Source organism: Sinorhizobium sp. CCBAU 05631, assembly GCF_002288505.1.
GTDB lineage: Bacteria > Pseudomonadota > Alphaproteobacteria > Rhizobiales > Rhizobiaceae > Sinorhizobium > Sinorhizobium fredii_C.
In genome coordinates, this window is the sequence record NZ_CP023065.1 from 1 (window position 1) to 13,728 (window position 13,728).

Here is a 13,728-nt window from a genome sequence, read left to right on the forward strand (position 1 = left end):
ATGAACGCTAATTCGCCGCCCATCGCTCCCGCACAGCCGATGCATTTCGAGGATCTCATCCTCGAACAGGGCGATCTGATTTCAAAGAAATTGCATCTTTTAAGCATGCAGCAGTTCCCGCCGAATGCCAAGAAACTGCTTCGCCAGTTCTCGCTCTCGGAAGTGGCGCAGTTCCTCGGCGTCTCTCAAAGTACGCTGAAGAAACTTCATCTTGAGGGAAAAGGCCCCCTCCCCCAGACATCGTCGTCGGGTCGCCGTTCTTATAGTGCTGAGCAGATGGCGGAACTGCGTCAGTATCTCGATCAGCATGGACGATCGGAAGCCAGGAACTACGTGCCGCACCGTCGGTCGGGCGAAAAGCTCCAGGTCATTGCCGTCGTCAATTTCAAGGGCGGTTCGGGAAAGACGACGACGGCCGCCCATCTCGCGCAGTACATGGCGTTGACCGGGCACCGTGTCTTGGCGGTGGACCTCGACCCGCAGGCGTCACTTTCGTCGCTTCACGGTTTTCAGCCCGAACTCGACCTGTCGCCGTCGCTCTATGAGGCGCTCAGATATGACGATCAACGCCGATCGATCAGTGAGATCATCCAGCCTACCAATTTCCCGGGCCTCGATATCGTGCCTGCGAACCTCGAACTTCAGGAGTACGAGTACGACACGCCGCTTGCGATGTCGAACAAGAGCTCGAACGATGGCAAGACCTTCTTCACGCGGATTTCGCGCGCGCTGTCGGAAGTCAACGACCGCTATGACGTTGTCGTCATCGACTGCCCTCCCCAGCTCGGCTATCTCACGATCACCGCGCTGACTGCGGCTACGAGCGTCCTGATCACGATCCATCCACAGATGCTCGACGTCATGTCGATGGGCCAGTTCCTTTTGATGCTGGGCGGGATCCTGAAGCCGATCCGGGATGTGGGTGCTGCGGTCAATCTCGAATGGTATCGCTATCTGATCACCCGGTACGAGCCAACGGATGGGCCGCAGGCGCAGATGGTGGGCTTCATGCAGACCTTGTTCCACCAGTTTGTGCTGAAGAACCAGATGCTGAAATCGACAGCGGTTTCAGACGCCGGAATCACCAAGCAGACCCTTTACGAAGTCGACAAGAGTCAGATGACGCGGTCCACCTATGAGCGCGCGATGGACTCCTTGAACGCAGTCAACGCCGAGATCGCCGAACTCGTCCATGCCTCTTGGGGGAGGAAGGTTGTCAGTTGAGAAGTGTAAACTTCCCCGGCGACGGCCCGGTAGATCGCAGGCAAACGGAGCAGGCAGATGGCGAGAAAGAACCTACTGGCGGGTCTAGTAGACACAGCGGAAATCCCGCACGCAGACGTTGCGCCCGCCTACCCGATGCGCGGGGCTTCGAAGAGCATGGTGCGCTCGCTCGACGAGTTGTCGCGCCAGGCCGAGAAATTTCTCGAAGGAGAAACGGTCGTCGAACTCGACCCTGAGACACTCGATGGTTCGTTCGTCTCCGATCGCATGGGCGATAGTTCCGAGCAGTTCGAGGAATTGAAGCAGGCGATTGCCGAGCGCGGGCAGGATACGCCCATCCTTGTGCGCCCCCACCCGTCGGCAGCCGATCGTTACCAGATCGTCTTTGGACACCGCCGAGCCCGCGTTGCCCGCGAGCTCGGCCGCAAGGTTAAGGCGGTCGTCAAGGCGCTGGATGACCGTACGCACGTTATCGCCCAGGGACAGGAAAACTCGGCGCGCGCCAACCTCTCCTTCATTGAACGGGCGAACTTCGCCTCGCACCTCGAGAAGCTTGGCTATGACCGGACAATCATAGGATCGGCGCTTGCTGCCAATGCGGCCGCTATCTCGAAAATGATCGCCGTAATAGATCGTATTCCTGAAGAGACAATCGCAAGGATCGGGCCCTGCCCGGCGGTCGGCCGAGAACGCTGGGTCGAGTTGTCATTGCTTGTGGGTAAAACCGCCAACGAAGAGAAGGTGAAGGCAATCGTCTCTGATCCTTCCTTCAATGAACTGAGCACTGACGATCGCTTCAATGCCCTGTTTTCTGGTCTGAACAGCGCGGCGAAGCCTGTCCGGAAGACGACTCCAAAGATCCTGGAGAACTGGCAACCGGCGGACAAGACCGTCTCCGCTAAGTATTCGAACTCCGCCAAGGCGTTTGCCTTGTCTATGAAATCAAGGAATGCCGGCCCCTTTGGGCGGTATATTGCAGACAACCTGGACCGGCTCTATGCCGAGTTCCTGGAGCAGGGTAACCGGAAGGAAGACTGACGCAAAAGAAAAAGGCCCCCAGACGGTAACCATCGTGGAAGCCTCTCTCATCGTTTAGCAGCCTGAGAATCGCATTTCCACGAATCGCAGTCAAGAGTCTTTGGCACCGGAACGGGTGAGCGGACGTCTTTTGCCTGAGGATAGGTGAAAGAAGATGCAAGATGGAAGTGTGACGACGCCGTTCGGGCGGCGGTCGATGACGCTTGGCATGTTGGCAAGCCAATATATGTCGCGTGAACTCGAACCTGAAACATCGGCTGACAAGTGGAAGCTGTTTCGAGCGCTCTGCGAAGCTAAGCCGAAGCTCGGCATCAGCGAACGTGCGCTCTCTGTTATGAACGCACTTTTGAGCTTTTATCCCGAGACGACCTTGTCTGAGGAAAACGGCCTCATCGTGTTTCCCTCTAACATGCAGTTGTCGCTTCGTGCGCATGGCATGGCTGAAGCGACGTTGCGTCGCCACATCGCAGCGCTCGTCGACGCTGGCCTTCTGGCACGCCGGGATAGCCCAAATGGCAAGCGCTACGCCCGCAAGGACGGAGACGGTTCGATCGATGAGGCCTATGGGTTTTCGTTGGCTCCGTTGCTGTCACGCGCACGCGAGATCGAGCAAATAGCTGCCGATGTCAAAATTGAGCGACTGCAGTTGCGTAGACTTCGCGAGCGCCTGACGATCTGCCGGCGCGATATCGGTAAGCTGATTGAAGTCGCCATTGAGGAGGGAGTGGACGGTAATTGGGACGGAATTCACCAGCACTACCGCAGCCTAGTAGCGACCATTCCTCGAGTGGCAACGGCCGCGACCGTCGCCCCCATCCTCGAAGAGATGGAGATGTTGCGCGAGGAAATCTCCAACCTTCTGGAAATCAGGTTAAAAATCGAAAATTTGAGCGGCAATCCTGATCAAATTGAGCGGCACAAACAGAATTCACATCCCGAATCCACTAATGAACTTGAACCTCGCTCTCGAGAAGAGCAGGGCGAAAGGCCGAGCCCAGCCATCGAACCGCAACGCGAGCCGATGAAGGTGTTTCCGTTGGGGATGGTGTTGCGGGCTTGCCCAAGCATCTCAGATTATGGCCCCGGAGGCGTAGTTGCCAGCCCGCGTGACCTGATGCAGGCCGCAGTGGTCGTCCGCTCGATGCTCTGCGTCAGTCCGTCGGCCTACCAGGATGCCTGTGAGGTTATGGGGCCCGAGAACGCATCCGCTGTCATGGCCTGCATTCTGGAGCGGTCAGGGCACATCAAATCGCCCGGCGGATATCTCCGCGACCTAACGTCTCGGGCAAAGCGGGGCGAGTTTTCGCCGGGGCCAGTGTTGATGGCACTGCTGAGGGCGCGCGGCGGAAGTGATCGATTGGCCTCCTGACCGAAGAACCCGCTTAATCGGCGGGAACCAATCCCCTCAGCTCTTGGGCGACCGCTTGTTGTCGGCTGACAAAATCGGCAGATTGCGACGTCGAGTCAACCGACTAGGAGAAGTTATGACGCTGTCGTTTATGGTGGTCTCAGTAGGGGGAGCAACTCCAATGGTCCGCGTCGGTACGAGGACTTCACAGTGCAGGTAGGGACATTCGATGGCAATATGGACGACACCAAAGTCAGGGACAAGCCCGACCAGTCCGCAGCTCCCTCAGCATGGTGTCCGAGAAGTTGGCGGAGGCATTCGAGCATCAGACCAGAGATGTTGCTTGAGCGCCAGGACGATGCTGTGAAAGGCCAAATGCTACACCAGATCTTGATTTTTGGTTGGTTGCGAAGCAAGGGGATGACTATTGCTTCCTCAAAACAGACTGTAAAAAGTTGTCAGCTGACAAAAACGGAAATTTGCGCAAATTAATCAAAGCGTTAGTTCTAAACTGTCTTCGTGTGCTGTTGAAGGGAGGGGTTCCGTCGAACTTTCGAGGCGTTGATCGCCTGTTTGTAGGACGCGAGTCGTAAAGTCGTTGTAGCCAGTCCGTAGGTGACCGCCGACAGGAGATAGGAGGGCGCGTTTCGTCATTCTGCCAGAATGACTGTCACACTTCCAACAGAGCATTAGTTATCGCTTGGCCAAGCGTATTTCATGCGGCTGGTAGCGCTCGCCGGTCGATATTTGCTTCATTTGGTAGATGCGGAACACCACCGCGCTGTTGGTTCCGGCCTTCCATGAGCCAGCGTTTCAAGGCGATCGCCGGCCGGCAGATCAAGAGCACATGTTCGTCATCATCGCTCGTCGTCGTTTTGGTGCGGTCGAGGCGGATTGAAACGCAGGGTGGGGCAGGGGAGGCTTCGTCGGTTGGCACGGACCTGTTCCTGGTCGGTGAGACATCAACGTGTGACGCTCTGATTGACCGGCCGCGGTGGTCCCTGGGACCTTCGTTCGCTATTCGATGTTCTACCGTATGTTCCTGCTCAATTAAATGTTCAGAGGCGGGAAGGGGTCCTGAGTTCGATTGACGCAGCGCGCTTACGCTTCGCCAATTTGGTACAGTCCGGCGGGTTGACGAGGGCCCGTAACGAAGTTCGGGGGCAGCGATGGCAACGGTACTGTCGGCATTCCATGAAGGCCTTACCACGGCGGAGATCGGGATGTGCAAGGAGGAAAATCCCTACCCACAACAGCGACTGGAACGCAGGCTACGACGCTGCCACGAAGGCAGGCGAAGCAACGAAACTCGACGACAAATAGGGTCGTGCCCCTTGCCAGCGTGCCCCGAGCAGCCTCGGCGACGGGCTTTTCCGTACGTTCCCGCGCTCACACGATTAGATGCGCTCGAAGGCAGCTCCACTGCTTTCAAGAAGCGCGGCGGATCCTGAAGACCATTATGTTCGGCTCCTATGCCTGCGACGCTGTAGTCGATCCCCACACGACGTTGGGCGGTTTTCGGACTTCGGAATTCTCGTCCTCGTCAGCGACCGCAAGCTCGCTGAGCCGCAATACTCGAACAAGGCCTCCGACCGGTTGAAGTGGGACACGGTCATATCGACGCCGGTCGCGGCTGATCGCGCGCGGTGCGAGAAAGATCAACAACTAACTCGCCAAGGGAAAATTCGTCTTCGTCGATATCCTGCGCGAGGGAATTGTGCTCTACGAACTCGAAGAGCGCCCGCTCGCGGTATGGCGGTGCTGTTCGCGCGGCCAAGCTTCGACGAGCCGCTGTCCCGGTGTTCGGCCAAGTCGCGCAGGAACGTCAGGCTATGCGAGAGGAGGGCCGTGGTTCGTCAGGGTTAGTAGCAGAGTGGGATAAGCGCCCTCAACGGCACGGGGGCAGGAACGCCGCGTGTTTGTCCCAGTCGCGGGAGATTGCCACACGGCTAAGCTCAAGCAACCGTTGGGCTCTGCTGTGTTGCCTGTCGAAATGCTCCCTTGCCATTTTGAAGTCTCGGAGGAAGCGCTGTACTGGCTGATGGAGCGCGCCGACTTCCTGCTTCGGCAGTAGAAACCATCTTACCGCGAGCGTCTAGCGGTACTCGAAGGGGCAGCGGGCCGGGCAGACTGATCTGTACGTGGGCAGATCAGGTGGCGCGGGAGCATGATCCTCGAACGGGTTCCTCATCCAAGCGAATACGTTCAGGACGAGCGCATCGAGGTCGGCCGCGCCCGGCGTAACCGCGCCGGTGAGCGCGGCGATCACCGTTGCCTAGAGAAAGGCAGTCAGCGCGAGCATCGCCGTGTCGCGCGTCGGCATCGAGGGCGACTCAGGCACCTAGCCCACGACTCGCGACGACGAGTTCAGCCGCCAGAGCCAACCTTGCGGGGCTCTGCGGAAAGCGCGCCTCGGATGAGCCTCTGCGGCAAATGGAGGTCTCACCTGGCGCCGGACTTCGACCCGTGCACGCTTGGGTTCCGAAAACTCAGTGATCTTATCTGCACGACAAATCAGTTCGACGTGTGGCAAGCCGAGGATGCTCCCGTCAGCATCACGGCTGAAACAAAGAGGCAAAAAGTAGCGTCTATGGCGACGAAGATCGCTTGCTTGGGCTGGGCAGTTGCGTCAACGTTCGGGCTGCTTTACCCGGAGCGGAGAAGCGTCTATCTGTGCGCGCGTATACGAAGCGAGCCTCGCCCGCCCTGTGGCGGTACGGCAAATGATCGAAGGAAGGCATGATGGCGACCGGAACGGTAAAATGGTTCAACGCGACGAAGGGCTTTGGTTTTATTCAGCCGGACGACGGGAGCGCCGATGTCTTCGTCCACATTTCAGCGGTGGAGCGGGCTGGCCTGCGGGAGCTGAAGGATGGGCAGAAGATCAGTTACGAGCTGGTAAAGGATCGTAAGTCCGGCAAGATGTCGGCTGACAATTTGCAGGCCTAGGCCGCCCCTTCCTCACAACGCGAGCTTTCTGGAATAGCCCGGGGGTTGCTCGGTCTTTTTCCATTTGGAAGCATGCGGCGACCGGAAACAGTGCTGCACCCAGCTTTCGACGCCGCGTGAACACTCTTGAATTCATGAACCAGCCTCTCAAGAGCGAACCAGCCCGATGCGGTTCGCCTCGTCCAGTAGTGCTCGGACGGAAGACGGTTGCCATTTGCGGCCGCCACGTGGCGGTCGCTCCTGCATCTGGTCCAACTGGGCGGCAATGTCGCGCAGCGACAGATCGGGATCGGCGATGGCGATCCCGGCAACCAGCCGCATCAGATGATCCTCGGGCGGCCGGCGCGGCGATCGGGCAAGCAGTTCCGGTTCCGCGAGCTTTTCGCGCACCAGCCGGTGGACCGCCCGCCGCAACCGTTCGACGGTCCAGTCGTGCCCCCCGCGATTGAGGATCCGCACGACATTGTCCCAACTGTGTCGCGGGCGCAGCCGCCGGACTGTCGGCAGCCAGGTCTGCGCTGACACAATCAGTTCATCGAGGTAGGCCCGCTCGCGCGCCGCTGAGACCGCGCGGATGGCTTCCGGCCGGCGTTCTCGAAGCCCGGGATTGCCGGCAAGCCGGCCGCGCGCCTTGGCGGCCTGCATACCGGACTTGGTCCGCTCCGCGATCAGCGCACGCTCGAGCTGGGCGACGGCGCCGAGCACCTGCAAGGAAAACATTCCCTGCGGCGTCGAGGTATCGATCGGATCACGCAGCGAGCGGAAATGCACGCCGCGCTTCTCGAGGTCTTCGATGACGTCGAGCAGGTGGCTGACCGATCGGGCCAGACGGTCGAGGCGAACGACGACGAGGACATCGCCCGTGGCAAGGTCTTTAAGAAGCTTCGCAAGCACCGGCCGCGCGCGTGATGCGCCGGATCCGTGCTCTTGGTGGATGCGGTGGCAACCGGCCGCCCGCAATTCGTCGACCTGAGCGTCGTTGAGCTGATCCTCGGTCGAAACACGGGCGTATCCGATCAGCCTTTGCTGCAGGGAAGGAGAATTGAGGTTTGCAGCCGTTGCCATCGGATTTTTCGGCCGTTTCGGGGCGGTTTGTACAAATGAAACATGTGTGAGAAAACGTTCCTTTGCAAGCGTGTTTTATGGTCTGAATGGAAGCCCGTCAGATTCAAAATACCGCCGTGGACGAGTGTCGGGTCATGAACATAGGCTAACGCGCGCCAGCGGGCTTCTGTGGCGGAAATGCCGCGAGTTCGGTTGTTTTGAAGGCAGCACGTATCGCGCTGGTGTTTCAGGCGGCCTTTGAGATGGAAAAATGACTGAGGAAAGCTCTGCCGCCTACCGCTCGGACGAGGGCCCTTCCATTCGATCCGGCAAATGAGTCTGCCGAACTGGGTTGAAAAGCGGCTGAAAAGCCCGGTTTCCTAGGCAAATCCACTGATCCAGGACGACTGACAATGGTCAACCAGACCGCCAAATCCATCGCTATCGATACTTGGTACCTATCGATAGTTATAGGCGCTTCTAGGAGCCATACCGAGTGAGGAACCTTAATTTCCAAATAGAGTTCTCTTAGCGAATCATTTACCATGATTTCAATGCCTTACGATCTCACCAGATTACCCATTCAGACGCTGTTGCGCCCAGTCTCCGACGTCGGCATTGCGCTCACCCGCCTCGACGAGCGCATTGCCCGTTCTGACGTGGGGGGCGGGTGGATCGAACGCTCGCATTTTGCCGATGCCTGTGCCTCGCTGTGGATCGACGGCGAACTCGTCCACCTCGAGGACCTGGTGCTGCACGACGCCGGCCACGACATTCGCACCCCGACGCACGAACTCTCCATTGCCCGCGACGTGCTCCGAACCCGCCGGCGCATCGCATCCCAGCCACCCGGTTGGGCGTTGAGCCCCGACGGCCTCCGCACCCTCCGGCAGGCGTGGCCTGCAGCAACCCTTCGAGCCGACAGGATTGCGGGAGGAAAAGAGGCCACGCCAGACCTTGCTGCAGACAAAGGAGGGGAGGGGGAGCAAGCATCCGACAGTCCGTTCGACGCTGAGCTCGCCGCCATCGATGCGCTGCTCGCCCGATCGGAAGCAGCGATCGAGGCAGCGAAGACGCCCGGCCCGGCTCGGGCCGCCCGGGACAAGGATCCGCTGGTCTACGATCTCGACTGGGACGAGGACGACCGTCTCGAGGAATGGCTCGGCGTGCTTACCATGATCGGAGATCAGCCGCCGGTGCTGCAGGCGGTCGTTGCTCTCGACGCCTGGAACGAACTCGCCGTGCTGCAGCACGCGCCTTGGCTCGGCCGGCTGCTGGCGGCGTCGCTGCTGCGCCAGGCCGGCATCACCACCGCGGCGCATCTCGCCACCTTCAATCTGGGCCTGAAATCCATCCCCGTCGATCGCCGCCGCCATCGCGATCGCGCGACCCGGCTAAAGGCGATCGCCCACGGGCTGATCGCGGCGGCCGAGTTCGGCCTGAAGGAACACGACCGCCTGGCGCTGGCGCGGCAAATGATGGAGCGCAAGCTCGCCGGCCGGCGGATCTCGTCAAAGCTGCCGCAGCTGATCGAGCTGGTCATGGCAAAGCCGCTGGTCTCGGCCGGAATGGTCGTGAAGACGCTTGAGGTGACGCCGCAGGCGGCGCGGCGGATCGTTGGCCAGCTCGGTCTTCGCGAGATAACGGGGCGGGGGAGGTTTCGGGCGTGGGGAGTAATTTGAGATTATCGCGTCTGCCGCGTAGTTTCGGGGCGCGCGATCACTCTGCGCCGGCCGGATCTGGCCTTCATAATCGGCTAGCAGCGGCAGCCTTTTTCCAAAGGTACCGGATTGGACGCGTCAGCGGAAGTTGCTCTTGCATCGGCTAAGCCGTTCGAGACCCTCGAGTTAAATTGCTCTTACGAATCTCCGCAGGCCCGCCCTTTCGCGACCGCCGACCACGAGCCCTAGGCTAGGAAAGTCAAAGTGATACCGGTCGCGCCAGTTCCAATCTGGATGTTCGTTCTTAAGGAGAGAAAGCGCTGGGTTGAAGCGGCGGAGTGGCCAACCAGTCAGTTCATGAAGTTCCGGGCTCTGCAACTCGATATTTTCAAGCATCAACTGCGCAATACGCATAGCATCCTGCCGCGTCCCACCCCCCTCCCATCTCATTAGTTGATGATCGAACTGCTCGTAAAATAGTTGCGTTGGACGAACCCGCCATGCACCGATCGTATTCTGCAAGCTCAAGAGCCCATAGCCCGCGAGTTCTTCTGCCTTGTCGATTATCTCGTCTTCCGAAGTCTCGGGCAGCAAGTCTTTCAGCTCATCAAGGTGAAGGAAGTGCTCCGCCAACCCGTCAGGGCAGGCATGACCAACAGCGTGAATCATTTGCGCTTCGAGGCCGGAAAACTTTATCTCGCTCGGTGAGAGGATCTCTTCGTGACGGTCCAAACGCATGTCATGTTCGTTTGAACGCTCAGTAATGGATTTCTGCCAATCCTCCCGTTCTTGCTCTGACTTAGGCGGGTGAGTCGTGTGGTAGAGGCGTGCAAGAGCACCGGTGATGGGCCCGAAACCAGCTAGCGCTTCGACAATCGCGCGAATGCCCGCGCGTCTAGGGTGGGCACGTGGCGCGTCAATGATTTTCCTGGTCCGTTCGGTTTCATCTGGCATCCGGTCTTCCTTAAATTGGCTGCGATGACGAGCACCTTCTCGATCTAGGCAACAGATTGCCCTGCGATCGATCCTCCTGGTCGTGTTACTGCTCCCAGAGGCGGCAATTCAATTCGATACTATAAAGGGAGCGTCGGGCTCCTCGAAAACACGTGCACTGACCGCGCGCCCCTCGATAAAGCAACGTAGAGATGCTCCTTCGTCATCGCGTTGCGAGCATGATCGGCATTGAGGATGATAACGTGGTTCGCTTCCAAGCCCTTTAGAAGAAGCGTCGAGCCAACAGCCTTCATCGGAATTGCCCGTCCCGACTGCCTGCGCTGCTCGCGCAAAATCGCAATCGTTTCTCCGGGTGTTTTCGCGGTCTTGATGGCGGCGGAAAGGCAATCGATCAGGATATTGAAGGCACTATGTCTATAAATGCGTCGGTCGCGATCCGAGGCCATGGAGCGAAGAAAGGCGACGGCCTCTGCGTAACTGCCACCGTTGGTCAGCGTAATCGCTGCCAGTTCCTGCGGCGTCGGCGGCGTTCTGTTCCGATTGTTTAGGATTGTATGCACTCGCGCCTGGAGCTGATCCCCATTTACGTTAACCATCACGGTCGCCAGAAATTGCGTGCAGGTTTGAAGGAGGGCCGATCCCGTTTGTCCCGTCATCTGCTCCGCAATGCCGACGACGTCACGGAAGTCGACCGGTTCGACCACGCTGACGCCTTGCGCGCGACTGGCATAATCGTGGCGCGACTGAGCCTGGATGGAATCGCCAATGATGAGTAGGCTCTCGTTCGGAAACTGTCGGGCAACTTCGTACTGGACTCGGACCTGTTCCGCGATCAGCGCACCGGGCTCGGCGCCGATCGGATGCCAGAAAATTCTATTTGGACAAGTCCTCAGATCGATGCTGTTGCCGGATGCAAGCTGCGTCCGGGCTGCGACAAGCCAGTTACCTAAGTCATGCGCGCCGGCATTGTTCCACCTCCACGGTGTCGTCAGAAGGCCAATTCGCGGGAACGCTGCTGCGGCCTGTACGTACCAGCCCGCAAGCGGATCGTTGCCGAACCCAAAAATAGCCTGCATCGGGTCGCCGAAAACGACGGTCGGAAGCGAATTGGCGATGCCACTGGCGATCGTATGCTGGCTGACGGAGCAATCCTGGTATTCGTCGACGAGGAGCCGGCCGTATGTCGCACGAAGTTCTCGATCGATGTCGCCGGACTGGCAAAGTCGGCCGACGGCTGCCTGAATTGCGGGATAATCCGGTGGCAAGAGCGGGTCGTGAAGGTATGAGGCGCGCTCTGGAAACATCGAGACCATGCCAATCGCCCAGCCGGCGATCGTGTTCAGTCGGTAATTGGTTGGCGGGACGTTGGCGCGGTGCAATCGGTGTCGCAGCGCCGCCACACCAGCTGTCGTATGCGTAAGAATCAAAGTTGGTTTCGACACCGTGCCAGCGGCACAGCCGGTGATGAGCTCGGTTTTGCCGCAACCTGCTGGTGCCTCTACGTGACCGCGGCACGTCTGCAGGATATCGAGAACTGTGACCATGTCAGGAGGCCGTGCCGGCTGGCACGTTCGTCACCCATTGCCACAGAAGCTCGATCGGGGTTCTGAACAATGCATGGGACCGCAGCATATGTGGGGCGACGACCTCGCGCATAGCTCGCTCAGCTGGCTCGATGTCTTTGAACCAACTACCATCACCCGCCGCTCGTCCGAGAGCTGGGCGCATTTCCTCGGTGAAGGAATCTCGGCAAAGAGCCAACGTCAAATTCCCGTTGCTAGCATTGCCGATCCGGGCGTTGACGGAGTCCTCACCGCGCCAGTCGCAGGCAATCTCGAGCAGTCCCGAAACAAAATCGGCGGGCACGGAGGCGAACAACGCGCTTTCGGTCGAGTAACCCTCGGCCCACCGGAATACGGCCACACCCGCGCGCCGGAGATCCTCATAGACCTGAGGGGCGTAAACGACGTCCGAATCCATGAACAGAGCAGTCCGATAGCCCATGTGTGCGAAAATCATTGCGCGTTCCATCATGGTCGAGCCGCCGCCGTCGGCCCAGTGGGAGCCATAAGAAAGGATACTGCGTTGACCACGTTCCTGGCAGGTGAGATCGATGCCGCGGAGAATGCCTATCTCGGTCTTCCCTTCGCAGACGATGACGCTTGGCGCCAGGAAAGCCTCGGCGCAAGCTCGCAGCGTTTTTTGTGCAGCCTCTTCAGCGCCGAGATGGGTGACCCAGTTTCGGGTTACCTTGCTCGCGCGTTGGACAATAATCTCTCCGTTCATGATGGGCGGAATCTTCTGGCTGAGCGCGCGGACGGCGAACAATTGACATGAAGAAAGCTCCCGCAGCACGATCGGTGAATGGGTGGTCAGGAAAATCTGCTGGCTTGCATCGTTGCGCTTGGCGCCAAGAGAATCCAGCAGCCGTACAATACGGTAGGGCTCAAGGCCGAATTCGAGCTCATCGACGATAAAGATTGAGGAGCGTCCAACGGCCTTCTGCAGGCCTGCTACAAGAAGCCGCGTCGAGCCGGAACCAAGGTTTTTCATCGGAACCTGATCCTGGTCGTGAAGTGAGATCGCACCGCCCGAAAGGCTCACACCCTTGACATCGAGCAGCGCCTTCACCTCATCGACATGGATTCCCATAGCGTTGGAAATCTGCCTCGAGGTCGCCAGAATAGCATCGACGCCTTGGCAACCCTTGTCCGCGAAGGCCTGCCGAGCCTGACGTGACGCCGATGCGAGTGCGGCGGAGGTCTGCGTTGTGTCGGTCGAAAGCTTTCCCAGAACCGAGCGCGGGCCGAGCGCCATGTGGTGAGACGCCGCCGCCCCAAGCCTGACCGGAGCAAGCTTCTGCCGGTGTTTCCACTGGAGATTCTTTTCCCGGCCTTCAGCTGACGGTCCGGGTGAGTACAACATCCACTGCGGCTCTAGGTCATCCCTGACGATTAGCCGGGCCGTCAACACGGTCTCAAGCGCCGCGCCGGTCTCGTTATGCAGCTCGCCCGTCGCATGGTCCCATCCGCGCAGGAAATGACCATAGGTCTCCAAGTCAGCCAGCTCGTCATCAAGGCTTCCGACCGTGATGTCGATTATGATCGGCTCGGATACTTTACACAAATGAAAATCCGCGTCGGTGAAAGTGAAGTTTTGTCGATTGCCAATGCAAAGATCGATTGCGTCGAGGATTGTAGACTTTCCGGAATCTCCTGGTCCTATAAGGCAGTTGATCCCGGGCGAGGGCCACCATTTCAGATGGGAGATGCCTCGAAAATTGCGGACTTCCAATTCTCTGATGACTGTCACAGTTCGAATCGCCCTCATTGACTGTACTTAAAATATAGCTGATTGCATGCCAGGAGGGTCACGGTCCGTCCACCGAGGTTTCGGGCGTGGAGTAAGTATCCTCAGAGAGATATGCGTCGACCTGGCTGCTCCGCGATTCGGAGTTGTGTGAGCGTCGACCAGCGTGTCATTTCAGGTACCGGTTTAGGGATACGGCGA

The 13,728-nt window shown here is 59.0% G+C and carries 11 protein-coding genes and 1 pseudogene; 7 read left to right on the forward strand and 5 right to left on the reverse strand.

The features are described 5' to 3' along the window. The 3 genes from repA to repC all read left to right on the forward strand — a co-directional run bounded on the left by repA (position 1) and on the right by repC (position 3,631). A complete protein-coding gene (repA, locus tag SS05631_RS26475) occupies positions 1-1,224 on the forward strand; it encodes a plasmid partitioning protein RepA (protein WP_014858029.1) in 1,224 nt (407 codons plus the stop codon). A 57-nt stretch (positions 1,225-1,281) separates the two neighbouring features. After that, positions 1,282-2,262 carry a plasmid partitioning protein RepB gene (gene repB / locus SS05631_RS26480; protein ID WP_014858028.1) on the forward strand — a complete coding sequence of 327 codons (981 nt, stop codon included), beginning with the start codon at positions 1,282-1,284 and terminating at the stop codon, positions 2,260-2,262. A gap of 154 nt (positions 2,263-2,416) precedes the next feature. After that, positions 2,417-3,631 (forward strand): plasmid replication protein RepC, encoded by a 1,215-nt coding sequence (gene repC, locus SS05631_RS26485; RefSeq protein ID WP_037427082.1) that lies wholly within the window; start codon positions 2,417-2,419, stop codon positions 3,629-3,631. Between the two features lie 694 nt (positions 3,632-4,325). On the opposite strand, the gene SS05631_RS31485 is transcribed toward repC, so the two are convergent. Continuing rightward, entirely contained in the window at positions 4,326-4,547 is a 222-nt protein-coding gene (locus tag SS05631_RS31485) for a hypothetical protein (RefSeq protein WP_014858026.1), read from the reverse strand. Between the two features lie 463 nt (positions 4,548-5,010). Here SS05631_RS31485 and SS05631_RS32145 point away from each other — a divergent pair. The 3 genes and pseudogenes from SS05631_RS32145 to SS05631_RS26500 all read left to right on the forward strand — a co-directional run. Then, a pseudogene (locus tag SS05631_RS32145) lies at positions 5,011-5,360 on the forward strand (hypothetical protein); the annotation flags it as partial. A gap of 666 nt (positions 5,361-6,026) precedes the next feature. Next, positions 6,027-6,353, forward strand: a complete 327-nt coding sequence (locus SS05631_RS32690) for an OST-HTH/LOTUS domain-containing protein (protein WP_034859523.1) — start codon at positions 6,027-6,029, stop codon at positions 6,351-6,353. Continuing rightward, positions 6,353-6,559: a cold-shock protein gene (locus SS05631_RS26500; RefSeq protein WP_034859522.1), complete on the forward strand. Its 207-nt coding sequence runs from the start codon at positions 6,353-6,355 to the stop codon at positions 6,557-6,559. The genes SS05631_RS32690 and SS05631_RS26500 overlap by 1 nt, the downstream gene beginning before the upstream one ends. A gap of 147 nt (positions 6,560-6,706) precedes the next feature. On the opposite strand, the gene SS05631_RS26505 is transcribed toward SS05631_RS26500, so the two are convergent. Continuing rightward, positions 6,707-7,624: a recombinase family protein gene (locus tag SS05631_RS26505; protein ID WP_037427084.1), complete on the reverse strand. Its 918-nt coding sequence runs from the start codon at positions 7,622-7,624 to the stop codon at positions 6,707-6,709. 524 nt (positions 7,625-8,148) lie between these two features. Here SS05631_RS26505 and SS05631_RS26510 point away from each other — a divergent pair. Next, the gene (locus SS05631_RS26510) at positions 8,149-9,285 is read left to right on the forward strand and encodes an RHE_PE00001 family protein (protein ID WP_037427087.1); all 1,137 of its coding nucleotides are present in this window, start codon (positions 8,149-8,151) and stop codon (positions 9,283-9,285) included. 165 nt (positions 9,286-9,450) lie between these two features. On the opposite strand, the gene SS05631_RS26515 is transcribed toward SS05631_RS26510, so the two are convergent. The 3 genes from SS05631_RS26515 to SS05631_RS26525 form a co-directional block, all read right to left on the reverse strand. After that, on the reverse strand, positions 9,451-10,218 hold the full coding sequence (locus tag SS05631_RS26515) for a hypothetical protein (RefSeq protein WP_050988426.1): 768 nt from the start codon (positions 10,216-10,218) through the stop codon (positions 9,451-9,453). A gap of 119 nt (positions 10,219-10,337) precedes the next feature. Beyond that, positions 10,338-11,762, reverse strand: coding sequence for a UvrD-helicase domain-containing protein (locus tag SS05631_RS26520; protein WP_037427089.1), 1,425 nt, complete (start codon positions 11,760-11,762; stop codon positions 10,338-10,340). A gap of 1 nt (position 11,763) precedes the next feature. After that, the gene (locus SS05631_RS26525; RefSeq protein WP_037427098.1) at positions 11,764-13,530 is read right to left on the reverse strand and encodes an ATP-binding protein; all 1,767 of its coding nucleotides are present in this window, start codon (positions 13,528-13,530) and stop codon (positions 11,764-11,766) included. Between the last annotated feature and the right edge of the window lie 198 nt (positions 13,531-13,728).